Annotated in this window: 14 protein-coding genes and 1 pseudogene; 12 read left to right on the forward strand and 3 right to left on the reverse strand. The window is 54.2% G+C overall.

Translation table 11 applies throughout. From position 1 onward, the window contains the following. Window position 1: 1 nt before the first annotated feature. Complete coding sequence (galT, locus tag NAL19_RS15185) at window positions 2-1,042, reverse strand: galactose-1-phosphate uridylyltransferase (RefSeq protein ID WP_263057783.1); 1,041 nt, start codon at window positions 1,040-1,042, stop codon at window positions 2-4. Between the two features lie 467 nt (window positions 1,043-1,509). On the opposite strand from galT, the gene galR reads away from it, so the two are divergent. Both galR and NAL19_RS15195 read left to right on the forward strand, forming a co-directional pair. Beyond that, a complete protein-coding gene (galR, locus tag NAL19_RS15190) occupies window positions 1,510-2,520 on the forward strand; it encodes an HTH-type transcriptional regulator GalR (protein WP_263057784.1) in 1,011 nt (336 codons plus the stop codon). A 469-nt stretch (window positions 2,521-2,989) separates the two neighbouring features. Beyond that, entirely contained in the window at window positions 2,990-4,297 is a 1,308-nt protein-coding gene (locus NAL19_RS15195; protein WP_263057785.1) for a maltoporin, read from the forward strand. A gap of 575 nt (window positions 4,298-4,872) precedes the next feature. Here NAL19_RS15195 and NAL19_RS15200 read toward each other — a convergent pair. Beyond that, window positions 4,873-5,955, reverse strand: coding sequence for an ABC transporter ATP-binding protein (locus tag NAL19_RS15200; protein ID WP_263057786.1), 1,083 nt, complete (start codon window positions 5,953-5,955; stop codon window positions 4,873-4,875). A 494-nt stretch (window positions 5,956-6,449) separates the two neighbouring features. Here NAL19_RS15200 and NAL19_RS15205 point away from each other — a divergent pair, with 494 nt between their 5' ends. From NAL19_RS15205 to NAL19_RS15230, 6 genes are all read left to right on the forward strand, one after another. After that, window positions 6,450-7,682 carry an extracellular solute-binding protein gene (locus NAL19_RS15205; protein WP_263059729.1) on the forward strand — a complete coding sequence of 411 codons (1,233 nt, stop codon included), beginning with the start codon at window positions 6,450-6,452 and terminating at the stop codon, window positions 7,680-7,682. An 87-nt stretch (window positions 7,683-7,769) separates the two neighbouring features. Continuing rightward, entirely contained in the window at window positions 7,770-9,086 is a 1,317-nt protein-coding gene (locus tag NAL19_RS15210; protein ID WP_225085367.1) for a carbohydrate ABC transporter permease, read from the forward strand. 12 nt (window positions 9,087-9,098) lie between these two features. Next, window positions 9,099-9,947 carry a sugar ABC transporter permease gene (locus NAL19_RS15215; protein ID WP_263057787.1) on the forward strand — a complete coding sequence of 283 codons (849 nt, stop codon included), beginning with the start codon at window positions 9,099-9,101 and terminating at the stop codon, window positions 9,945-9,947. Between the two features lie 35 nt (window positions 9,948-9,982). Beyond that, the gene (locus tag NAL19_RS15220; RefSeq protein WP_411561401.1) at window positions 9,983-11,200 is read left to right on the forward strand and encodes an arabinogalactan endo-beta-1,4-galactanase; all 1,218 of its coding nucleotides are present in this window, start codon (window positions 9,983-9,985) and stop codon (window positions 11,198-11,200) included. 40 nt (window positions 11,201-11,240) lie between these two features. Next, window positions 11,241-13,301, forward strand: a complete 2,061-nt coding sequence (locus NAL19_RS15225) for a beta-galactosidase (RefSeq protein WP_263057788.1) — start codon at window positions 11,241-11,243, stop codon at window positions 13,299-13,301. 154 nt (window positions 13,302-13,455) lie between these two features. Then, complete coding sequence (locus NAL19_RS15230) at window positions 13,456-13,797, forward strand: glucose PTS transporter subunit EIIB (protein WP_180779761.1); 342 nt, start codon at window positions 13,456-13,458, stop codon at window positions 13,795-13,797. 387 nt (window positions 13,798-14,184) lie between these two features. On the opposite strand, the gene NAL19_RS15235 is transcribed toward NAL19_RS15230, so the two are convergent. After that, window positions 14,185-15,150, reverse strand: a complete 966-nt coding sequence (locus NAL19_RS15235) for an aldo/keto reductase (RefSeq protein ID WP_225085369.1) — start codon at window positions 15,148-15,150, stop codon at window positions 14,185-14,187. A 263-nt stretch (window positions 15,151-15,413) separates the two neighbouring features. On the opposite strand from NAL19_RS15235, the gene NAL19_RS15240 reads away from it, so the two are divergent. The 4 genes and pseudogenes from NAL19_RS15240 to mdtC all read left to right on the forward strand — a co-directional run bounded on the left by NAL19_RS15240 (window position 15,414) and on the right by mdtC (window position 24,291). Next, window positions 15,414-16,604 carry a NupC/NupG family nucleoside CNT transporter gene (locus NAL19_RS15240; RefSeq protein ID WP_284144964.1) on the forward strand — a complete coding sequence of 397 codons (1,191 nt, stop codon included), beginning with the start codon at window positions 15,414-15,416 and terminating at the stop codon, window positions 16,602-16,604. A gap of 250 nt (window positions 16,605-16,854) precedes the next feature. Beyond that, window positions 16,855-18,090, forward strand: a complete 1,236-nt coding sequence (locus NAL19_RS15245; protein WP_263057789.1) for an MdtA/MuxA family multidrug efflux RND transporter periplasmic adaptor subunit — start codon at window positions 16,855-16,857, stop codon at window positions 18,088-18,090. Continuing rightward, window positions 18,090-21,214, forward strand: a pseudogene (locus NAL19_RS15250) (MdtB/MuxB family multidrug efflux RND transporter permease subunit). Before NAL19_RS15245 ends, NAL19_RS15250 begins: the two are co-directional and overlap by 1 nt. Further along, window positions 21,211-24,291, forward strand: coding sequence for a multidrug efflux RND transporter permease subunit MdtC (mdtC, locus tag NAL19_RS15255; RefSeq protein ID WP_263057790.1), 3,081 nt, complete (start codon window positions 21,211-21,213; stop codon window positions 24,289-24,291). The pseudogene NAL19_RS15250 and the gene mdtC overlap by 4 nt, the downstream one beginning before the upstream one ends. The last annotated feature ends 168 nt before the right edge of the window (window positions 24,292-24,459 follow it).

Below are 24,459 nucleotides of genomic sequence, written 5' to 3' on the forward strand. Positions count from 1 at the left end.
CTCAAATTTGCTCACGAAAATGGATATCACTTACGCTGCGTAAACGTTCAGCGGCCTGCTCTGCCGTCAGATCACGCTGTGCTTCGGCCAGCATTTCATAGCCAACCATAAATTTGCGCACGCTGGCGGAACGTAATAGCGGAGGATAAAAATGGGCATGCAGTTGCCAGTGCGCAATGTCGCCATCTTTAAATGGCGCGCCATGCCACCCCATCGAGTAGGGAAATGAACACTGGAACAGGTTGTCGTAACGGCTGGTCAGCTTTTTCAGGAGCAGCGCCAGATCGTCACGCTGAACGTCACTCAGTTGCGGCAACCGCTGTACGGCGAACTTGGGCAGGACCAGCGTTTCAAACGGCCACGACGCCCAATAAGGGACAACCGCTAGCCAATGATCTGTTTCCACCACGATGCGCGAGCCGTCAGCCTGTTCGCGGCGAACGTAGTCCAGCAGTAACGGCGAACCATGACGTAAGAAATAGACGCGCTGCTGCTCATCTTCACGCTGTACTTCATTCGGCAGGAAGTCATTAGCCCAAACCTGCCCGTGTGGATGGGGATTCGAGCACCCCATCATCGTTCCTTTATTCTCAAAAACCTGAACCCACGGATACCGCTTGCCCAGTTCCTCGGTTTGATCGCTCCACGTATCAATCACCGCTTTCAGCGCTGGCAGCGAAAGTTGCGGCAGGCTTTTACTGTGATCGGGAGAAAAACAAATGACGCGGCCGATGCCACGGGCCTGCTGAACGCGGAAAAGCTCGTCGTCACCCGACGGTGCATCCGGCGTGTCTTCCATCAATGCCGAAAAATCATTCGTAAAAACAAAGGTGCCCTGATAGTGCGGGTTGATATCGCCAGTAATGCGTTTGTTGCCCGCACACAGGTAGCAGGTCGGATCGTAAGACGGTGGCGTGGAACGATCGGGCTCATCCTGCTGTCCCTGCCAGGGGCGCTTCGCGCGATGTGGCGAAACCAGAATCCACTCGCCCTTCAGCGGATTAAAACGACGATGCGGATGTTCAGTTGGCTCAAACTGCATAAGCTATTCCTCAATACAAAACACAAATTCGGTACAACGGCGTCGCCATCCGCGGCCAATTGTATGGCGCCAACAGCCCGTCAGCGGCCTGGAAGAGGCATCCGGCCAGCCGGTAAACACAGCCAGAAAAACCCCTAAATGTAATCAGTTTCACTATATATTATGAATAAAATAGCTGTAAAAAAGCCGAATACCGATAGTTCGCTATCGTTTAGCCATCATATAAGTGTAATCGGTTACCCTAAATTTAAACCTCAGAATGGTATTTTGGAAGAGAGAAATGACCGATGATTGTTGATAGCGATCACATAAGTACGGTCTGGATCAAAAAGGCAAGGAGGTCGGATAGGTAACATCACCCAAAAACCTGTACATTTATAAATATTAAGTAATCGATTTTTTCCTTTTTAACTTCTGCGTTAGGCTGCGGTTCGCCTCATAGCGCATTTGACCGTTCAGGAATGCCAATGGCCACAATAAAGGATGTCGCTCGTCTATCAGGTGTATCAGTCGCTACGGTTTCGCGCGTAATTAATAATTCGCCCAAAGCCAGTACCGCCTCAAGGGAAGCCGTACACAAGGCCATGGCGGAACTACAGTATCATCCGAACGCCAATGCCAGAGCGCTCGCGCACCAGAGTGCAGAAACTATGGGTCTGGTTGTTGCGGATGTCTCCGATCCCTTTTTTGGGACGATGGTTAAATCTGTCGAACAAATTGCCCAGGCAACCGGCAATTTCCTGTTGATTGGCAACGGCTATCACAATGCCGAGCAGGAAAAGAAAGCCATTGAGCAGTTGATTCGTCACCGCTGTGCGGGGCTTATCGTGCATGCAAAAATGCTCTCAGATGAAGAACTGGCTGCCTTGATGAGTCACATTCCTGATATGGTGCTGATCAACCGTACTTTGCCAGGCTATGAAAACCGCTGTGTTGCGCTCGATGATCGCTATGGTTCCTGGCTGGCAACGCGTCATCTCATTCAGGAAGGGCACCAGAAGATCGGTTTCCTCTGCTCTAATCACCAAATTTCCGACTCCGCCGATCGCCTGCAAGGTTATATGGATGCGCTGCAAGAGCACGGCATCCCACGGGATGAACGGCTCATTGCGCGCGCCTCACCGGACGAAGTGGGCGGCGAAGCCGCCATGATGGAGCTGCTGAGCCGAGGCGGCAATATGACGGCGGTGGTGTGCTACAACGATTCTATGGCCGCAGGCGCCCTTTCCGTCCTGAGCGACAACAGCATCAGCGTACCGCAGGATATGTCGGTAGTGGGATTTGATGACGTATTGATCGCCCGTTACCTTCGTCCTCGCCTGACAACCGTGCACTATCCGGTTTCCGCCATGGCCATTCAGGCGGCAGAACTTGCCATCGCCTTATCCCACGGTAAAGAGCTTAGCGAAACCACGAACATGTTTAGCCCGACGCTGGTACGCCGCCATTCCGTCAGCCCCCCAACCCGTAAGAAGTAACCACCGTTTATCGACACCACTTGCCTGATACCGAACGTCCTCGCATCAGACAAGTGGTGCTTCTGAACCCTCTTGTTTTCTGTTTCCCTTCATCAGATATCTTTCTCTATTTTCCAGAAACGTTTCCTATTCGGCATCGCGCCACACTTTTTATGCAACGTTTCCGACTCTGCTATAAAAAAATTTTATGCTGTATTTGAAGTATACAGACAAAATGTGTAACCAGTTACACAGCATTACCTAGCAAATAACATCACAATAAGACTAAAAAACATGCAAAACACAGCCTGTAACATCGTTAATTCAGTGTAAATTTTGGTGTAACTCTTTTGTATTTTGTGAGAACAATCATGTCACGCACCGTTTTATTCCCCATAATCCCTCGCCATGAGTGGAAGCGTTTTACCTCCGTTCACGTCATGTTATTTGGAACATCCACATTCTTACCCGAATAAGCGAAAGGTATATTATGAAAAGAAAACTGCTGACAACGTCCATTGCGCTGAGTTTGGCAATGCTGGCACCCCCTTCTTATTCTGTTGATTTTTCAGGTTACTTCCGTTCTGGCGTGGGTGTATCAAACCACGGGAAACAACAAACTGCCGATAAAAATTATGTGGGAAGATTAGGTAACGAAGATGACACCTACGGCGAAATCCAATTAGGGCAACAGCTGTATAACGAAAATGGGAAAACGTTTTACTTCGACAGTATGATTTCCATGTTCTCAAATGGCTCGAACGATAATGAAACGACAAAGGATGACGATGCCGAGTTTGGTTTACGCCAGTTGAATCTTCAGGCGAAAGGCTTTGTACCTGGGCTGCCGGATGCCACGGTCTGGGCGGGGAAACGTTACTACCAGCGCCATGACTTGCACATCATTGATACCAAATACTGGAATATCTCCGGCGCAGGTGCCGGGATCGAAAACGTCAAAGCCGGTGAAGGCGCGTTCTCGTTTGCCTGGATCCGCGCCGATGCCGAAAATATGAACGTCGACTGTAGCAACAGCCAGAACAGTCAGGAGTGTACGTCCAGACGAGATACCTACGACGATCTGAATATCAACTATCTGGACGCACGCTATGCAGGCTGGAAGCCGTGGGACGGCGCGTGGACAGAGTTCGGTATCTCCTACGCGATGCCGAATGAAGCGGACACTCAGAAAAATATCTTCCTCGCAGAAGGCCAAAAATTCGATCCTAAAAACTCGATGATGATCACGGGTGAACTCAGCCACTACTTCTCTGGCCTCAAATCCAGCCAGAAACTGGTGCTGCAATATGCCGACAAAGGGCTGGCGCACAACATGGTCGATCAGGGCGGCGGCTGGTATGACGTCTGGAGCATCAACGACAACGCCAAAGGCTACCGCGTCATTCAGGCCGGTGACCTGCCGATCACCGATGCTATTTCTCTTAGCCATGTTCTGACCTACGGCAAAGCGGATGAAATCAGCCGTTGGCGCGACAGCACAGAATTATTGTCAGCGGTAGGTCGCGGCCAATATGCCTGGACCAAGAACCAGAAAACCTATCTGGAAGCGGGTGCCTATCAGAAAAAAGATAGCTGGACGAGCGGTACGGAAAGCAAATATAGCGGCCAAAAATACACGCTGGCCCACGCCTTCAGCGCCGATATTCCGATGCTGACCCGCCCGGAACTGCGCTTCTTTGTTTCTTACCTGAACGGCGGGAACGAAAACAAAAACCGCTTCAACGACGATCGCAGCAATGCAGTGAACTTCGGTATTCAGGCAGAAGCCTGGTGGTAATACGGCTCTAACCCTCAGCCCGGCGGGCTCATCATTCCCGCCGGGCATTTCCCAAAAGGCCTTCGGTAGAAGGCCTTTTTCCATTTCTGATATCTATGCACTCACTGTTTTTCTTACATCGGCGTAAAAAATCGCGCTGAGATGTACATGATCGCCGGATGAGCGGCATGGACGCCGCGAAAGTCTGCGCCGTGCCGGACAAAAACGTCAACGACGTTTTTGAACAGCACTTGTGCTGGCCCGTAGGGCGAGTCCCGTTTATGGGACGAGTATTCACGTCGCAGGCGGTCCGAGCAGCGGACATGAACACCGAAGGAACCGCATAGCGGCGCGAATCACGCCGAAAAGCCAGTGGTCAAGGCGCTGCGGCGATTGAGCGCGCCTTGTCGGGCGTGTAACGATGTTACAGAGAAATAAGATGCCTAACACGCACGAAACACTTACACCGCATCAGCATAAAGAAAAACAGTTTCTACAAGAGGCCGTAGACAGCGGAAGCAAAGCCAGCGCCCACGAAGGGCGCTGGTTATGTTTAGTAGGGATTTGGGCTGAGATTCAGCGATGCCATTGCTTAACTAGGCGCTGATACGCAAACCATCGGCGTTGAACACCAGACAGTTATTCGGGGAGAAGAACACCTCAATATGCTCATAAGGCTTGAAGGCGCTGTCGCCCGCCAGCAGCAGTTTGAAGTTATCAATCCCGCAGCATTGGCCGAACAGGTAGGTACTGTTACCTAAACGCTCGACAACCTCACAGCCGAATGACAGACGAATGCCCTCGCCTTCCGGTGACACATGTTCCGGCCGCAGCCCCAGCGTTACCGTGCTGCCAACGCGCAATTCGCCAGTACGAATCGGCAGTTCAAGCTGTAGCTGTTCGGCAATATTCACCGTCAGGCATTCCGGCGTCCAGTCGATCACCTGCGCTGGTAGGAAGTTCATTTTCGGCGAACCGATAAAGCCCGCCACAAACTGGTTAACCGGATGATAATAAAGCGCCATCGGCGATCCAACCTGCTCAACTTTGCCGTAATTCATGACCACGATTTTATCCGCCAGCGTCATGGCCTCGACCTGATCGTGCGTCACGTAGATCATCGTCGTTTTCAATTCCTGATGCAGCTTGGCAATATGTAACCGCATATCCACGCGCAGCTCTGCATCCAGGTTCGACAGCGGTTCATCAAACAGGAACACTTTCGGATTACGCACGATGGCACGCCCGATCGCCACACGTTGGCGCTGGCCGCCGGACAGCTCTTTCGGCTTGCGCTCAAGCAGATGAGACAGTTGCAGCGTCTTCGCCACCATCTCGATCTGGTGCTTAATCTGGTCTTTCGGTACGCCATTCACGCGCAGGCCATAGCCCATATTCTCAGCGACGGTCATGTGCGGATACAGCGCATAAGATTGAAACACCATCGCAACGCCACGGTGAGCGGGGGCGACATCATTGACCACCGCATCATCAATCATGATTTCACCGCCCGTGACATCTTCCAGCCCGGCAATCATTCTCAGCAACGTCGACTTACCACAGCCAGACGGCCCGACAAAAACAGCGAACTCACCATCTGCAATCGTCAGATTCACATCGTGAAGCGTAATCGTTTTGCCAAAATGCTTACTCACTTTATCCAACTGGATAGACGCCATAACGGTAACCTCTTGATAATTTTACTTTTCAGTATATAAGCGTTGAGTCGAGATAGCCTGGTGCTCACCCACTCAAAATGGCTCGACAGCCCTTCCAGACGCGTCAACATCTGGTCAGGCTGGCCTGTACGCTGGTCATAATCTCAATATAACAGCATGGTGTAACCGTTTGCACAAACAGGGGGTTACTTTTGTGCATGAGATCACAGCCTTTACATGTTTCGCTGGCAGACGTGGCGCACTCTGCTTAATGTAATCGCAACTGGTGTAACCGTTACCCTACATTGTGGCAAACGCGCAATAAAGCGCCAGCCGCCATACAGAGACGATGACCAGAAAACACGTACCGTCAGATGCTTCATTTCCTGCTTTGTCGTGCCGTGCGGTGTAACGTTACACCAACACCGCACAGAGGCCGCAAAAAGGGCAAAAGAGAACAGAGTACGCGACGATTTCCGACCATGATGGGCCCACCAGGGCTTTGAGGATTAATGATGAAAATGAAAACACTGACCACCGTCATTATGATTTCACTGGGTATCACTGGCGTACTCAGCAAATCAGCGCTGGCAGCCGATAAAACGCTTCTGGTATGGGAAGATATCAAGAAATCCGACGGCATCGCCGATGCGATCAAAGCCTTTGAAAAACAGAATAATGTCAAAATCACTGTGCTGGAAACGCCTTATGCTCAGCAGATTGAGAAACTCCGTCTGGACGGCCCGGCGGGTATCGGCCCGGATGTGATTGTCATGCCGCACGATCAGGTGGGCACCGCCGTCGTTCAGGGGTTGATTAGCGAACTGAAACTGGATCAGACGTTCCTGTCGAGCTTCACCAAACCGGCTCTGGAAGCCCAGACCTATAACGGGAAGCTGTACGGCGTGCCGAAAGCCGTTGAAACCACCGTGCTGGTGTACAACAAAGACCTGATGCCGCAGCCGCCGGAAAAATTCGACGACCTGTTCACCTTCTCCAAACAGCAACGAGCGGAAGGCCGCTACGGCCTGCTGGCAAAATTTGACGAAATTTATTACGCCTATGGCGTCATCGCCGGAATGGGCGGCTACATTTTCGGACAGAACAGCAACGGTTCACCGAATGTAAAAGATATCGGTCTGGATAAGCCAGCCACCATCGATGCGGTGAACTACATCAAGAAATTCTATGCCGATGGCCTGTTCCCACCAGGCATCGTCGGTGAAACCGGCGCTAACGCCATCGATTCTCTGTTTACCGAGAAAAAGGCCGCCGCCGTCATTACCGGCCCGTGGGCGTTCCAGCCGTACAAGAACGCCGGCGTAAACTATGGCGTGGCGCCACTGCCGCTGCTGCCAAACGGTGAGCATCCACGTTCGCTGCTGGGCGTGAAAGGCTACAGCATTTCTACCTACTCCAAAAACAAAGCGTTAGCGCAGAAATTCATTGAGTTCATCAATCAGCCTGAATACGCCAAAGTTCGCTTCCAACTGACCGGTGAAATCCCACCGATCGCCGCGCTGATTGACGATCCGCTGATTAAGGACGACGAGAAATCCCGCGCTGTCGCGATCCAATCCAGCTATGCCGTCCCTATGCCAAGCGTACCGGAAATGCAGGAAGTCTGGACGCCCGCTAACAGCGCGCTACAGCTGAGCGTGACTGGCAAGCAGGACACCAAAGCGGCGCTGGAATCCGCCGTGAAAGTCATAAAAATGCAGATCGAAGCTAACCACAGTAACCAGTAACCCCCTGCTCCACCGTGGGTCAACATGGGTTTCCTCCTTTTCCCCCAATAAATTTCGGGGTGTGAGGATACCCATGTTTTTAAGAAAATGGAGGTAGATGTGACCGTCAACGCCAGCGGCCTTGCGCCACAAGAGAGAGGACGTCGCCATGCCAGAACAGCGGTATTATTGGCGCTCGTCCCCGGCCTTGGGCAGATTTATAACCGTCAGATCGTCAAAGGCGCGTTTTTCTTTATCGTCATGGTCTGCTTCATCAGCATATTCCATGATTTCCTGCGAAACGGCGCGTGGGGGCTGATTACGCTGGGCACCGAGCTACCGCGCGATCACTCTATTTTTCTGCTGGCAAAAGGCATTATCAGCCTGATCGTCGCTGCTTTTGGCGTCGGTGTTTACTATTGCAGCCTGCGCGATGCCTATGTGTGCGGCACCCGACGCGATAAAGGTCTGCCGCTGAACAGCGTGAAGAAGCAATATCAGATGCTGCTGAGCGAAGGCTTCCCTTATCTGATGATCACGCCCGGCTTCATCCTGCTGGTATTTGTCGTGGTTTTCCCGATTATTTTCGGTTTTTCCATCGCCTTTACCAATTACGACCTCTACCACACGCCACCCGCCAAGCTGGTCGACTGGGTCGGGATGAAGAACTTTATCAACATCTTCCGGCTCGATCTCTGGCGATCGACGTTCTTTGACGTGCTGCAATGGACGGTTATTTGGACGCTGATTGCGACCACGCTTCAGTGCGCCGTGGGCATCCTATTGGCGATTCTGGTGAACCAGAAAGGCCTGCGTTTCAAACCGCTCATCCGCACCATCCTGATCCTGCCGTGGGCAGTACCGGGTTTCGTCACCATTCTGGTCTTCGCGGGGATGTTTAACGAAACCTTTGGCGTAATTAATAACGGTATTCTGGCCGCGCTGGGGATTGAACCCAAGGCGTGGATGACCGATCCGTTCTGGACCAAGACCGCACTGATTTTGATGCAAACGTGGTTAGGTTTCCCGTTTGTGTTCGCCATGACGACTGGCGTCTTGCAGGCGATTCCTGACGACTTGTACGAGGCCGCGACGATTGACGGCGCCAGCAGTTGGTACAAGCTGACCACCATCACGCTTCCGCTGGTGCTCTACTCCATTGCGCCGATCATCATCACGCAGTACACGTTCAACTTTAATAATTTCAACATCATCTATCTGTTCAACAACGGTGGACCGGCAGTAATCGGTTCCAACGCTGGCGGAACGGATATTCTGGTGTCCTGGATTTATAAGCTGACCATGTCTTCTTCCCAATATGCGATCGCAGCCAGCATCACCATTCTGCTGTCGATCTTTGTCGTGGGAATCGCGCTGTGGCAGTTCCGCGCCACCAATTCCTTCAAACAAGACAATATGGCATAGGAAAGCGCGCAGATGAAAAAACACAGCGTTAAACGCCAGAATTTTATCAAACTCGGCCTGACCTACCTGCTGCTGACGATAGTCTCCATCATCATTATCTATCCACTGATCTGGACGGTAGGCGCGTCGTTGAATCCCGGCAGCAGCCTGCTCAATACGTCAATCATCCCGGATAACTTCTCCTTCATTCACTATGAGGAGCTGTTTAACGGCCAGATTGACTACGCCGCCTGGTACTGGAATTCGATGAAAATCAGCTTCCTGACCATGATTCTGACGCTCGTCAGTGTCAGTTTCACCGCGTATTCGTTCTCTCGTTTCCGTTTTCGCGGTCGCCAGAACGGGCTGATGCTGTTTCTGCTATTGCAGATGATCCCGCAGTTCTCGGCACTGATTGCCATCTTTGTGCTGGCGCAGATGTTAGGGCTGGTGAACAGTCATATTGCGCTGGTACTGGTTTACGTCGGCGGCATGATCCCGATGAATACCTACCTGATGAAAGGCTATCTGGATGCCATTCCCAAAGATCTGGATGAGTCCGCGCGTATGGACGGCGCAGGCAACTTCCGCATCTTTATCGAGATCATTATGCCGCTGTCCAAGCCGATCATCGCGGTGATTGCCCTGTTCTCATTTACCGGCCCGCTGGGCGACTTCATTCTCTCCAGCACCATCCTGCGTACGCCGGATCAGTACACGCTCCCCATCGGGCTTTACAACCTGGTCGCGCAGAAAATGGGAGCCAGCTACACCACCTACGCTGCGGGAGCCGTGCTGATCGCGGTACCGGTCGCCATTCTTTATCTTTCATTACAAAAGTACTTTGTCTCCGGCCTGACGTCAGGTGGAACCAAAGGGTAATTACTCAACATCTGTACATACTCCAGGAACGTAAAATGAAAATGAAAAAACGCGTACTGATGGCTGCCATGCTCGCAACGGGCCTGCTGACCGTCTCCCTGCCGCAAGCCCTGTATGCAGCTGAGAATGTGACAATCAATAAATTGACGAACGTCCCTGCCGACTTCATTAAAGGCGCGGATATTTCCATGCTGAACGAGGTGGAAAAGCACGGCGGAAAATTTTATGACGAGCACAGCAAACAGAAAGACGCCATGCTGATTCTGAAAGAGAACGGGATTAACTACATCCGACTGCGTATCTGGAACGATCCGAAAGATGCGGCGGGCAACGCCTACGGCGGCGGTAACAACGATCTGGCGACCACGCTGGCGCTGGCTAAGCGCGCCAAAGCGAACGGTATGAAAGTGCTGCTGGATTTTCACTACAGCGATTTCTGGACCGATCCGGCTCACCAAAACAAGCCTAAAGCCTGGTCTGGCCTGAACATAGCGCAGCTCACAACGGCCGTACATGACTACACCAAAGCCACCATTAGCGAATTCCAGAAAGCAGGCGCCATGCCGGATATGGTGCAGATCGGTAACGAACTAAACGGCGGGATGCTGTGGCCGGAAGGAAAAAGCTGGGGTCAGGGCGGTGGCGAATTCGATCGTCTCGCGGCACTGCTGAAAGCCGGTATTCAGGGCGTTAAGGACGTACAGGGCGCGAATAACGTTAAGATCATGCTGCATCTGGCAGAAGGCACCAAAAACGACACCTTTATCTGGTGGTTCGATGAAATCGTCAAACGCAATGTGCCATTCGATGTCATCGGTGCCTCGTTCTACACCTACTGGAACGGCCCTATCAGCGCGTTGCAGTACAACATGAACGACGTCACCAAACGCTACAATAAAGACATCATCGTGGTGGAAGCCGCCTACGCCTATACGCTGGAAAACTGCGATAACGCGGAGAACAGCTTCCAGCAAAAAGAGCAGGATGCGGGTGGCTATCCGGCTTCCGTACAGGGTCAGGCCAACTACCTGCACGATCTGATGCAAAGCATCATCAACGTCCCCAATCAACGCGGCAAAGGCATCTTCTATTGGGAGCCGATCTGGCTGCCGACTCCCGGCGCAACCTGGGCGACGAAAGCCGGTATGAAATACAACAACGACGAATGGAAAGAAGGCAACGCGCGAGAAAATCAGGCGCTGTTCGACTGCAAAGGCAACGTCCTGCCTTCCATCAAAGCGTTTAAGCCGTAAACCGAATTCAACACGTTGACAACCCGTTTAGGAGAGAACGATGTTCAAATTCCCCCCGCTAAGCAGCAAAGTCCCTGTTCTGCTACACGGTGCTGACTATAACCCCGACCAATGGCTGGACAACCCAGAGGTGCTGGAAAAAGACATTGAAATGATGAAGCAGACCCAGTGCAACGTCATGTCCGTGGGGATTTTCAGCTGGTCCGGGCTTGAACCGGAAGAAGGTCGCTACGAATTTGGCTGGCTGGACAGCATCCTCGACACGCTGTATGCCAACGGTATTTTCGTTTTTCTGGCCACGCCCAGCGGGGCGCGCCCTGCCTGGCTGTCGCAGAAATACCCCGACGTGCTGCGCGTAGGTAGCAACCGCGTACGGGCACTGCACGGCGGTCGCCACAATCACTGCCTGAGCTCGCCGAACTATCGCGAAAAAGTGAAACAAATCAACACCCAGCTGGCAAAACGTTATTCACATCATCCTGCGGTGATCGGCTGGCATATTTCCAACGAATACGGCGGCGAATGCCACTGTGATACCTGCCGCAGTACCTTCCAGAACTGGCTAAAAGCCCGCTACGGCACGATAGACGCGCTGAATAAAGCGTGGTGGAGCAGCTTCTGGAGCCATACCTACACCGATTGGTCACAGCTAGAACCGCCGTCGCCCATTGGTGAAGTCTCCATTCACGGCCTGAATCTGGACTGGAAACGCTTTAACACCTCACAGGTCAGCGATTTCTGTGCCGCAGAAATTGCCCCGCTCAAGGCCGAAAATCCGTCTCTGCCAACCACGACGAACTTCATGGAATATTTCTATGATTACGACTACTGGCAATTAGCGAAGGTGATCGACTTCATCTCCTGGGACAGCTACCCGCTGTGGCATAACGCGAAAGATGACTGCACGCTGGGCGCCTATACCGCGATGTATCACGACCTGATGCGTACGCTGAAAGGCGGAAAGCCTTTCTATCTGATGGAGTCCACGCCGAGCCTGACCAACTGGCAGCCGATCAGCAAGCTGAAAAAGCCGGGTATGCATATCCTGTCTTCCCTTCAGGCCGTCGCGCACGGTTCAGACTCGGTGCAGTATTTCCAGTGGCGTAAGAGCCGCGGTTCCGTCGAGAAATTCCACGGTGCCGTGGTCGATCATGTCGGGCATATTGATACTCGCGTCGGGCGTGAAGTACAGGAATTGGGTGACATACTCAACAAACTCGCTCCCGTGGCAGGCAGCCGGGTTGACGCCAAGGTCGCCATCATTTTCGACTGGGAAAGCCGCTGGGCGATGGATAACGCCCAAGGGCCGCGCAACGCGGGGCTGTTCTATGAAAAAACCGTCACCGAGCACTATCGTACGTTCTGGGAACAGGGCGTGGCGGTGGACATTATCAACGCCGATGTCGATCTCAGCGGCTATCAGCTTGTGATTGCACCGATGCTCTACATGGTACGCGATGGCTTTGCCGAACGCGTCGATGCATTCGTCAAACAGGGCGGCCGCTTCGTCACCACCTACTGGTCTGGCGTCGTCAACGAAACCGATCTGTGCCATCTGAACGGTTTCCCTGGGCCGCTTCGTCCTATCATGGGCATTTGGGCGGAAGAGATCGACGGGCTGTACGATCATGAAAGCAACAGCATCAGCGGCCTGAGCGGTAACGAGCAGCGTCTGGTCGGTCCGTATCAGGTCACGCACCTGTGCGAGCTGATTCACCTTGAGGGTGCACGAGCGCTGGCGACCTATGACAGCGATTTCTACGCTGGACGTCCCGCCGTTACGGTCAATGATTACGGCAAAGGTCAGGCCTATTACATCGCCTCACGCAACGACCTCGCCTTCCAGCGTGATTTCTTCACCACGCTGATACAGGCGCTGGCTCTGTCGCGCGCGCTACCGACCGACCTGCCTTATGGGATTGTCGCTCATCGTCGCGATGACGGGGAAAGTGAGTTTATCTTCGTACAGAACTACACGGCAACGGCACAGCAGGTCACGCTGCCTGCCGCCTACGAAGAAATGACCACCGGCAGCACGCTTTCAGGATCCATCACGCTGCCAGGCTACGGCTGTCGGATCCTACGCCGCGCGTTGCAGTAACTACGCCTGCTTGCCGGTTAAGCATCACGGGACTGGGGTGGTCACGGTGATAGGTGTTCCGACGAAACCTCATCACCGTGTGTCGCCTAACAGTAATGTTACGTGAACCGCATTATCATACGCACGCTGATAAACAAACGAAGAGGTGACTACGATGGGCAAGATTCACAATTTTCGGAAATTGTTCGCGTCAATGTTGGGTAAGCAAATTACCGAGATTGAAATCGCTTCACCGCTAGATAAAGAGAATTTGCAGCAGTTAGTGAACGCCTTTGGCGGCAAAGAAAATATCGTCAGCCTGGATGCCTGCATCACCCGCCTGCGCGTCGAGGTTCACAGCCTGCGGCTGGTTAACAGCGACAGTCTGCAAAAACTGGGCGCTATCGGCGTGATCATCGTCGGTCATCAGGTACAGGCTATTTTCGGCACACAGTCGGATAACCTGCGCCGCGAACTGGCCGCCTGGTTTGAGGATGATGGCGCAGAAGCGCGGTAGCGGTTTTAAACCTGCTTGGTCGCTGTTTCTATGCCACTATTGGGGCAGTTTCGTGCGCGATAATACCGTCATTTTCATGCTACCTCCTAGCACGCGCCCGACACGGGGCGGCTCAAACGCCACTCGCCCCGTGACCCCTAGGCTTTTGGCGGAAATTATGCCGCTACGCGGTCCCATCGGTATTCATGCCCGCTAATCGAGCCGCCAGTGACGCGTTCCAGACGCGGCACTGGCTTTCGCGGCGTCCATGCCGCTCACTCGGCGGTCAAGCCTACCGATGCATAATTTTTTACGCCGGATAACAACAAGGTCATCATAAGTCACGACATTTGTGGCGCACGAAACCATTTCCAAGCCTGCATAAAATGTGACGAAGAAAGCCGCTTCCTAATAACGACTCGCGCGATTCAGCAACTCAATATCTTCTGCCGGCAGCACCAGTCGCGTGGCGCTCGCCAGTTCAGCTACCTGCTCCAGCGATGTCGCGCTGGCGATCGGGGCGGTAATGCTCGGACGTGCAATCAACCAGGCCAGCGCCACCTGCGACGGCGTCGTCTGGTGTGCATTCGCCACGCTATCCAATGCCTCCAAAATGGTGCGGCCGCGCTCGTTGAGGTATTTCTCTACCACGCCCTGTCCGCGCGCACTTTTCGAGGCATCCTTCGGCTGACGATACTTGCCAGACAAGAACCCACTCGCCAGCGAATAATAGTTAATGACCCCGATCCCTTGTTCGCGCACCAGCGGTTCCAGCGCGGCTTCATAGCCTTGTCGATCGTACAAGTTGTATTCCGGTTGCAGCGTTTCATAACGTGCCAGATGGTTGGCTTTACTGATTTTCAGCGCCTCAGCCAGACGTGTCGCGCTGTAGTTAGACGCGCCAATCGCGCGCACTTTTCCCTCTTTAATCAGCGCATCAAACGTGGCCAGAGTTTCTTCCAGTGGCGTATCTTTGTCGTCCGTGTGTGCCTGATAGAGATCGATATAGTCCGTTTGCAAACGCTGTAATGAAGCCTCAACCGCCTGACGAATATAGCGAGGAGACAGCCCTTTTTTGCCGTCCCCCAAGTCCATCCCCACCTTAGTCGCGATAATGACCTTGTCACGCTGGCCGCTTTTTTTCAGCCAGTTACCGATGATCGTTTCAGATTCACCCCCCTGATTACCGGGTGCCCAGCGCGAATAAACATCGGCGGTATCAATAAAATTCAGCCGATGCGCCAGCAACGCATCCAGCAGACTGAATGATGTCGGCTGGTCAACCGTCCAGCCAAAGACATTACCGCCGAACGAGAAAGGTGGAACCACGATCCCAGAACGTCCAAGCTCACGTGTGGTATTTGATACTGACATAATCACTCTCCTTTTGAATCATGCAGAAAACATCATAAAAATACTCGCCAACCTGCAACCTAAAGCAGGGCAATGCCACTTTACGTTTGGGATAAGAATAATGAATGACCAGAAAAGTGCGAATAACGAGACGTAGCATTTAGTTTAGATAAAATCCCAAGGTATAATTGTTTTTTTGCGTTCTTCCTCTCATTTTTAATGCACGCGTTACATAAAATGACGTGGAAAATTTGGCCTGCCTCATATTTGGAGCACACATGTCCCTGTCCCATATCGCGCAATTTATTCTGGCGCTGGTTGTTGTTACGGCGCTGGCGCTGCTTGTCTGCCGCGATCGTAAAAGCATTCGTATTCGTTTTATTATTCAGCTACTCGTCATCGAAATTCTGCTTGCTTACTTCTTCCTGTACTCAAACATTGGGTTAGGTGTCGTCAAAGGATTCGCAGCGGTATTCGACAAATTACTCGGATTTGCAGGCCAGGGGACGGACTTCGTATTCGGTGACATGGTGAATAGTGAGAAGAACCTGATTTCCTTCTTCTTCAAAGTGCTCTGCCCTATCGTCTTCATTTCCGCGCTGATCGGTATCCTGCAACACATTAGAGTGCTGCCGATCATCATCCGCGCCATTGGTACGCTCCTGTCCAAAGTGAACGGCATGGGTAAACTGGAATCCTTTAACGCCGTCAGTTCACTGATTCTCGGCCAGTCCGAAAACTTCATTGCCTATAAAGATATTCTGGGCAAGATGTCTGAAAAGCGCATGTACACCATGTCCGCAACTGCCATGTCGACCGTGTCGATGTCTATCGTCGGGGCGTACATGTCTATGCTGGATGCCAAATTCGTCGTTGCTGCGCTGATTCTAAACATGTTCAGTACCTTCATCGTGCTGTCGCTGATTAACCCCTACAAAGTCGGTGAAGAGCCGGAATTGCAGTTGGGTAATCTGCATGAAAATCAGAGCTTCTTTGAAATGCTGGGCGAATACATTCTGGCGGGCTTTAAAGTCGCCGTTATCGTGGCAGCCATGCTGATCGGTTTCATCGCACTGATTGCCGCGGTCAACGCGATTTTCAGTGCCATTTTTGGCATCAGCTTCCAGGAAGTCCTCGGATACGCGTTCTACCCGTTTGCCTGGATCATGGGTATCCCCTCTAATGAAGCCCTGCAGGTGGGTAGCATCATGGCGACCAAACTGGTTTCTAACGAGTTTGTTGCGATGCTGGAACTGCAAAAAGTGGCAGGCGAACTGTCTCCACGCAGCGTGGGCATTCTGTCCGTGTTCCTGGTGTCCTTCGCCAACTTCTCATCCATCGGGATTATTGCCGGCGCGATTAAAGGCCTGAACGAGCAACAGGGCAACGTGGTTTCCCGTTTCGGTCTGAAACTGGTTTACGGTTCCACGCTGGTGAGCATCCTTTCCGCCGCTATCGCCGGTCTGGTGCTGTAACCCTTCATCGTGTTATAGAATTTTTATCTCTATCCGGCAGCCTCGCGCTGCCGGATTTTTTTTCCCTACAAACCCTGACATATCTTCCATATTTCCTTCATTTTTATCCGGCATCTCCTGTTTAAACTAGTAAAATAAGGCCATTGGTCCCACAACCTGCTTGCTAAAGTGACAACGCACGCAAGTGCAGTTTGAAGTATGACGGCTACGCCGTGCTTCCCGCGCAACCTGGAGAGAGTAATCCATCACTATGAATGCCAAACGTATCCGAGGCCTGCTGGTACTTGCCGCCGTTATCGCTATTGCCGTGCTGATCTGGCGCCATTTTACCCAGACGTCGCCTGCCGCTTCTGGTGCAGGTGAGCAGCACGCCGCCCGTACGTCACATTCGGCAAGCAGCAGCGGTGGCGGTGGACGCCGTGCCGCCATGCGTACACTGGCCCCCGTACAGGCTGCGCTAACGCAATCCGCTTCCGTGCCCTACTACCTGTCCGGTTTAGGCACCGTCACGTCGGCCAATACCGTGACGCTGCGCAGCCGGGTGAACGGTCAACTGATGGCGCTACATTTTCAGGAAGGGCAACAGGTTAAGGCTGGCGACCTGCTGGCGGAAATTGACCCACGTCCTTTTCAGGTTGAACTGACGCAAGCACAAGGGCAGTTGGCAAAAGATCGGGCCGTGCTGGCTAATGCTCAACAGGATTTGGCGCGCTACCAGCAACTGGTGAAAACCAATCTGATCTCCCGTCAGGAGCTGGATGCCCAAACCGCCGCCGTTCGTCAGGCGGAAGGCACGCTAAAAGCCGATGAAGGTGCCGTCGCCAGCGCACAGCTCCAGTTGGATTACAGCAAGATCACTGCGCCTATCAGCGGTCGGATCGGCTTAAAGCAGGTCGATGTCGGGAATTATATCACCAGCAGCGACACCAATGGCCTTGTCGTGATCACACAGACCTACCCGATTGATGTCGTCTTTACCGTACCGGAAGCGGAAATTTCCACCATTCTGAACGCGCAGAAATCAGGCCAACCGCCCGTGGTGGAAGCCTGGGATCGTGCCAATCAAAAGAAACTCTCACAGGGCACGCTGTTGAGCATGGACAACCAGATCGACGCCACTACGGGCACGATCAAACTCAAGGCACGTTTTGATAATCTGGACGATGCCCTGTTCCCGAACCAGTTCGTGAATATCCGCATGAAGGTCGATACGCTGAAAAACGCTGTCGTCGCCCCTTCCGCCGCCGTGCAAATGGGGAATGAAGGCCGTTTCGTCTGGATTCTGAATGATAAAAACGAAGTCAGTAAGCGTCAGGTGACCACCAGTATTCAGTACGGCCAGTTGGTTGTGGTAACGGCCGGATTAGACGCCGATGTGAAAGTCGTCACTGACGGTATCGACCGCCTGACCGAAGGGGCGAAAGTAGAAGTCGTGCCCTCAACGCTGACGGAGAAAACGCCCGCCATCGCTGGGGAGAAATCCTGATGCAGGATACCGTTCCAGCCAGCGGTGGCGGGCCGTCACGCCTGTTCATTCTGCGCCCGGTCGCGACGACACTGCTGATGATCGCCATTCTGCTGGCCGGTATCATCGGCTATCGGGCGCTGCCGGTTTCCGCGCTGCCCGAAGTGGATTACCCAACGATTCAGGTCATTACCCTGTATCCCGGTGCCAGCCCCGATGTGGTGACGTCTGCGATTACCGCGCCGCTGGAGCGGCAGTTCGGCCAGATGTCCGGGCTGAAACAGATGTCGACGCAGAGCGCAGGCGGTGCATCCGTCATCACGCTTCAATTCCAGCTTGAGCTATCTCTGGACGTCGCCGAACAGGACGTACAGGCCGCCATCAATGCGGCCAGCAACCTGCTGCCTAACGATCTGCCCTACCCGCCAACCTACAGCAAAGTGAATCCGGCGGATCCGCCGATTATGACGCTGGCTGTGACCTCCAGCGCCATGTCGATGACGCAGGTGCAGGACATGGTGGACAACCGCATCGCGCAGAAAATCTCGCAGGTGGCAGGCGTCGGTCTGGTGTCGTTAGCCGGTGGGCAACGTCCGGCGGTACGGGTCAGGCTGAACGCGCCAGCGCTGGCAGCGTACGGCTTGAGCAGCGAGACGATCCGCACCGCGATTACCGCCGCCAACGTGAATTCCGCCAAGGGGAGTCTGGATGGCCCGACGCGCTCGGTCACGCTCTCCGCCAACGATCAGATGAAAACCGTTGATGATTACCGCAAGCTGATTGTTGCATGGAAGAATGGCGCGCCGGTGCGGCTTCAGGATGTCGCAACGATTGAGCAGGCCGCCGAGAACATTCATCTCGGTGCCTGGGCGAATCGGCAGCAGGCGATCATTATCAACGTTCAGCGCCAGCCGGGTGCCAACGTCATCACAACCACGGACAGCATTAGTAAGATGCTACCGGCTCTAAAAGCCAGTCTGCCAAACTCTGTCGAAGTCACCACGCTGACTGACCGCACCACCAGCATTCGCGCCTCAGTGAAAGACGTCCAGTTCGAGCTGCTGCTGGCTATCGCGCTGGTCGTGATGGTGATTTACCTGTTCTTGCGTAACGCCGTCGCCACGCTGATCCCCAGCATTGCCGTGCCGCTGTCGCTGATTGGCACCTTTGCCGCGATGTATTTTCTCGGTTTCTCCATCAACAACCTGACGCTGATGGCGCTGACCATTGCCACCGGTTTCGTGGTGGATGATGCCATCGTAGTCATTGAAAACATCGCCCGCTATATCGAAAAAGGGGGAAAAAACCGCTTCACGCCGCGCTAAAAGGCGCAGGAGAAATTGGCTTCACCATCATTTCTCTCACCTTCTCGCTCATCGCCGTGCTGATCCCGCTGCTGTTTATGGGCGATATCGTCGGACGCCTGTTCCGCGAATTCGCCGTCACGCTGGCGGTATCCATCCTGATTTCCGCCGTCGTGTCGCTCACGCTAACGCCCATGATGTGCGCTCGAATGCTGAGTCATCAGTCGCTGCGTAAACAGAACCGCTTTACCCGCGCCAGCGAACGGTTCTTCACTCGCCTGATTGATGCCTACGGCGTCTGGCTGCGCAAGGTGTTGAATCATCCGTGGCTGACGCTCAGCGTCGCGCTTGGTACGCTGCTGCTAACGGTTCTGCTCTATATCTGGATCCCGAAAGGCTTCTTCCCGATACAGGATAACGGCATCATTCAGGGCACCGTGCAGGCACCGCAGACGGTCTCGTTCAACAATATGGCCGACCGCCAGCAGCGCGTCGCATCCATCATCATGAAAGATCCGGCGGTGGAGAGTGTCTCTTCATTCATTGGTGTTGACGGCACCAATGCCGCGCTAAACAGCGGCCGACTGCAAATCAATCTGAAACCGCTCAGTGAACGCAGCGAACGTATCCCAGAGGTCATCAGTCGTCTGCAACAACAAACCGCGCAGATTCCCGGTATTCAGCTCTATCTGCAACCGGTGCAGGATCTCACCATCGACACCCAGATTAGCCGCACGCAGTACCAGTTCACATTACAGGCGATGTCGCTTGATGAGCTGAGCCAATGGGTGCCGAAGCTGATGGCTGAACTGAAAAAGCTGCCACAGATTGAGGATGTCAGCAGCGACTGGCAAGACGGTGCCGCCGTTGCCTACGTCAACGTAAATCGCGACAGCGCTAGCCGTCTGGGCATCACGATGTCACAGGTCGATAGCGCGCTGTACAACGCCTTTGGTCAGCGACTGGTTTCCACCATCTATACGCAGGCCAGCCAGTACCGCGTGGTGCTGGAGCACGATACGACCAACAACACCGGCCTGGACGCGCTGAACGACGTGCGCCTCATCAGCAGCGACGGCGGGACCATTCCGCTCAGCAGCATTGCCACCATTGAAGAGCGTCAGGGGCCGTTGGCGATCAACCATATCGACCAGTTCCCGTCGACGACAATCTCCTTCAACGTCGCCAGCGGCTATGCGCTGGGGGCAGCGGTGGATGCCATTACCCAGACCGAACAGCAGATGAACCTGCCTGCGGATATCACCACTCGTTTTCAGGGAAGTACGCTGGCGTTCCAGTCAGCGCTGAGCAGCACCGTGTGGCTGATCGTGGCAGCGATTGTCGCGATGTACATTGTGCTTGGCGTGCTGTACGAGAGCTTTATTCATCCCATCACCATCCTATCTACGCTGCCCACGGCAGGCGTCGGCGCGTTGCTGGCGCTCATGATGGCCGGGAACGAGCTGGATGTGATTGCCATTATCGGGATCATTTTGCTCATCGGGATCGTGAAGAAGAACGCCATCATGATGATCGACTTCGCGTTGGCGGCAGAGCGAGAACAGGGGATGACACCGTATGACGCGATTTATCAGGCCTGTCTGCTGCGTTTCCGGCCGATTCTGATGACCACCATGGCGGCGCTGCTGAGTGCGCTGCCGCTGATGCTGAGCACCGGCGTCGGCGCGGAACTGCGTCAGCCGCTGGGGATCTGTATGGTCGGTGGCCTGATCATGAGCCAAATTCTGACGCTGTTTACCACACCAGTAATTTATTTGCTGTTTGACCGTCTGGCGACGCGTTTCCGCCGGACGCCGCGTCAGGAGGAAGAAACCGAGTGAAGTTCTTCGCCCTGTTCATCCACCGCCCCGTCGCCACCCTGCTGCTGACGCTGGCCATCGCGCTCTGTGGCGTATTGGGTTTCCGCCTGTTGCCGGTGTCGCCGCTGCCGCAGGTGGATTTCCCGGTGATCTCGGTCAGCGCCTCGCTGCCCGGTGCCTCGCCGGAAACCATGGCCTCTGCGGTCGCGACGCCGTTGGAACGGGCACTCGGCCGGATCGCGGGCGTCAGCGAAATGACCTCTACCAGTTCGCTCGGTAGTACGCGCGTCATTCTGGTATTTAATCTCGACAGGGATATCAACGGCGCGGCGCGTGATGTACAGGCGGCCATTAACGCGGCACAAAACCTGCTGCCATCCGGCATGTCCAGCCGCCCAACCTACCGCAAAGTCAATCCGTCCGACGCCCCCGTCATGATTCTGACGCTGACCTCGGACACCTACAGTCAAGGACAGCTGTACGACTTTGCCTCTACCCAGCTGTCGCAGAAAATTTCGCAGATGGAAGGCGTTGGCGATGTCTCCATCGGCGGGAGCTCGCTGCCCGCCGTGCGCGTCGCGCTGAATCCAGTGGCGCTGTTTAATCAGGGAATTTCCCTCGATGAGGTGCGGCAGGCTATCGCGCAGGCGAACGTGCGCCAGCCGCTGGGGAACGTGGAAAACAGCCAGAAAAGCTGGCAGATAAAAACCAACGATGAGCTAAAAACCGCCGATGCCTATGCGCCGCTGATTATCCACTACAACAACGGGGCCGCCGTCCGCCTGAGCGACGTCGCCACGGTAGAAGATTCGGTGCAGAATTCCCGTAACGCGGGGATGGCGAACTCGAAGCCTGCGATTCTGGTGATGATTCGCCGCGCGCCGGATGCCAACATTATCACCACGGTAGACAATATCCGCGCCGCGATGCCGGAACTGCGCGCTAGCCTGCCTGCCGAAATTCAGTTGGACGTCGCGCAGGATCGTTCGCCCACCATTCGCGCCTCGCTGGCGGAGGTCGAGCAATCGCTGGTTATCGCCGTCGCGCTGGTTATTCTGGTCGTTTTCCTGTTCCTGCGTTCAGCCCGTGCAACCGCCATTCCAGCATTGGCCGTACCGGTATCGCTTATCGGCACCTTCGCGGCCATGTACCTGTGCGGTTTTAGTCTGAACAACCTGTCGCTAATGGCGCTTACTATTGCCACCGGTTTCGTGGTGGATGACGCCATCGTGGTGCTGGAGAATATTTCCCGCCACATCGAAGCTGGCATGAAGCCGCTACAAGCATCGCTTCAGGGCGTGCGCGAAGTGGGGTTTACCGTCTTATCGATGAGTCTGTCGCTGGTGGCGGTGTTCATCCCGCTCCTGCTGATGGATGGCTTGCCGGGGCGGTTATTCCGCGAATTCGCCGTCACGCTGTCGGTGGCGATCATGATTTCGCTGCTGATCTCGCTGACGCTGACGCCGATGCTGTGCGCCCGCCTGCTGCGTGCTGTTCCCAAGCGTAGCCAGCCGCGCACCCGTGGCTTTAATCGTGTCTTGCTCGCCATGCAGCAAGGCTACGGGCAATCGCTAAAGTGGGTGCTCAACCATGCACGTTGGGTGTTGCTGCTCCTGCTGGGCACCATTGCGCTCAACGTCTGGCTGTATATCAGCATCCCGAAGACCTTCTTCCCGGAACAAGATACGGGCCGATTGATGGGCTTCATTCAGGCCGACCAGAGCATTTCTTTTCAGGCCATGACGGTGAAACTCCAGAACTTCATGACCATTGTCAGCAGCGATCCGGCGGTGGATAACGTGAACGGGTTTACTGGCGGATCGCGCACTAACAGTGGCTCGATGTTTATCTCACTTAAGCCGCTGTCCGAACGTGATGTATCGGCACAGCAGGTGATCAGCCGCCTGCGCGTCAAGCTGGCAAAAGAACCCGGTGCCAACCTGTTTTTAATGCCGGTGCAGGATATTCGTATCGGCGGGCGGGAAGCGAGCGCGGGATACCAGTACACGCTGCTGTCTGACGATCTAAGCGAGCTGCGCACCTGGGAACCCAAGATTCGTGCTGCTTTCAGCAAACTCCCTGAGCTGGCCGACGTGAACTCCGATCAGCAGGATAAGGGCGCGGAAATGGCGCTCACTTACGATCGCGATGCGATGGCGCAGCTCGGCATCAGCGTTTCTGCCGCTAACGCGCTGCTCAATAACGCCTTCGGACAGCGTCAGATTTCAACCATTTACCAGCCGTTAAACCAATACAAGGTGGTGATGGAAGTGGACGACGCCTACACGCAGGATGTCAGTTCACTGAACAAGATGTTCGTGATCAATAACGAAGGTAAACCCATCCCGCTCTCTTATTTCGCCAGTTGGAAGCCGATCAATGCACCGCTATCGGTGAACCATCAGGGGCTGTCTGCCGCGTCGACGATCTCTTTTAACCTGCCGGAGGGTACCGATCTTTCCAGCGCGACGGCAGCGATAGAAAGAACCATGACGTCGCTGGGCGTGCCGTCAGCAGTGCGCGGTCAGTTCTCCGGTACCGCACAGGCGTTCCAGCAGTCGCAGTCTTCCCAACTGTTGCTGATTCTGGCGGCGATTATCACCGTGTATATCGTGCTGGGCGTGCTGTATGAGAGCTATGTGCACCCGCTGACGATTCTGTCTACCCTGCCCTCGGCGGGCGTAGGCGCGCTGCTGGCACTGGAGTGGTTTGGCGCGCCGTTTAGTCTGGTGGCACTGATTGGCATCATGCTGCTGATTGGGATCGTGAAGAAGAACGCGATCATGATGGTGGATTTTGCGCTGGTGGCGCAGCGCAGCGGCAAGCTGAGCGCACAGGATGCGATTTTCCAGGCCTGCCTGCTGCGTTTCCGCCCGATTATGATGACCACATTAGCCGCCCTGTTTGGGGCTCTGCCGCTGGTGCTGACCAGCGGCGACGGTGCAGAACTGCGACAGCCGCTCGGCATCACGATTGTCGGCGGGCTGGTGATGAGCCAAATCCTCACGCTGTATACCACACCGGTGGTGTATCTGTTTTTCGACAAACTGAGGCATATTCGGCGCAAAGCACCAGAGAAGGATTTGTCACTGTCGTGACGGAATAGAATTAACGTTAGCTATCTAATTAATATGCTATTTATGGGGATATTTCGTGCGCTTAACGTTCACTGTTTTTCTAGTAGCGCCCCGAACGCGCCCGACCAAGGGCGGCTCAATTGCCGTCGCCCTTGGAACCCTGGCTTTTGGCGCTAAATTGTACCGCTA

It is taken from the genome of Pectobacterium sp. F1-1, assembly GCF_025643735.1.
GTDB classification, from domain to species: Bacteria; Pseudomonadota; Gammaproteobacteria; order Enterobacterales; family Enterobacteriaceae; genus Pectobacterium; species Pectobacterium colocasium.

Coding starts and splice junctions, on each gene's coding strand:
- galT (WP_263057783.1), bottom strand. CDS start 1,042: ATGCAGTTTGAGCCAACTGAACATCCGCATCGTCGTTTTAATCCGCTG.
- galR (WP_263057784.1), top strand. CDS start 1,510: ATGGCCACAATAAAGGATGTCGCTCGTCTATCAGGTGTATCAGTCGCT.
- NAL19_RS15195 (WP_263057785.1), top strand. CDS start 2,990: ATGAAAAGAAAACTGCTGACAACGTCCATTGCGCTGAGTTTGGCAATG.
- NAL19_RS15200 (WP_263057786.1), bottom strand. CDS start 5,955: ATGGCGTCTATCCAGTTGGATAAAGTGAGTAAGCATTTTGGCAAAACG.
- NAL19_RS15205 (WP_263059729.1), top strand. CDS start 6,450: ATGAAAATGAAAACACTGACCACCGTCATTATGATTTCACTGGGTATC.
- NAL19_RS15210 (WP_225085367.1), top strand. CDS start 7,770: ATGGAGGTAGATGTGACCGTCAACGCCAGCGGCCTTGCGCCACAAGAG.
- NAL19_RS15215 (WP_263057787.1), top strand. CDS start 9,099: ATGAAAAAACACAGCGTTAAACGCCAGAATTTTATCAAACTCGGCCTG.
- NAL19_RS15220 (WP_411561401.1), top strand. CDS start 9,983: ATGAAAATGAAAAAACGCGTACTGATGGCTGCCATGCTCGCAACGGGC.
- NAL19_RS15225 (WP_263057788.1), top strand. CDS start 11,241: ATGTTCAAATTCCCCCCGCTAAGCAGCAAAGTCCCTGTTCTGCTACAC.
- NAL19_RS15230 (WP_180779761.1), top strand. CDS start 13,456: ATGGGCAAGATTCACAATTTTCGGAAATTGTTCGCGTCAATGTTGGGT.
- NAL19_RS15235 (WP_225085369.1), bottom strand. CDS start 15,150: ATGTCAGTATCAAATACCACACGTGAGCTTGGACGTTCTGGGATCGTG.
- NAL19_RS15245 (WP_263057789.1), top strand. CDS start 16,855: ATGAATGCCAAACGTATCCGAGGCCTGCTGGTACTTGCCGCCGTTATC.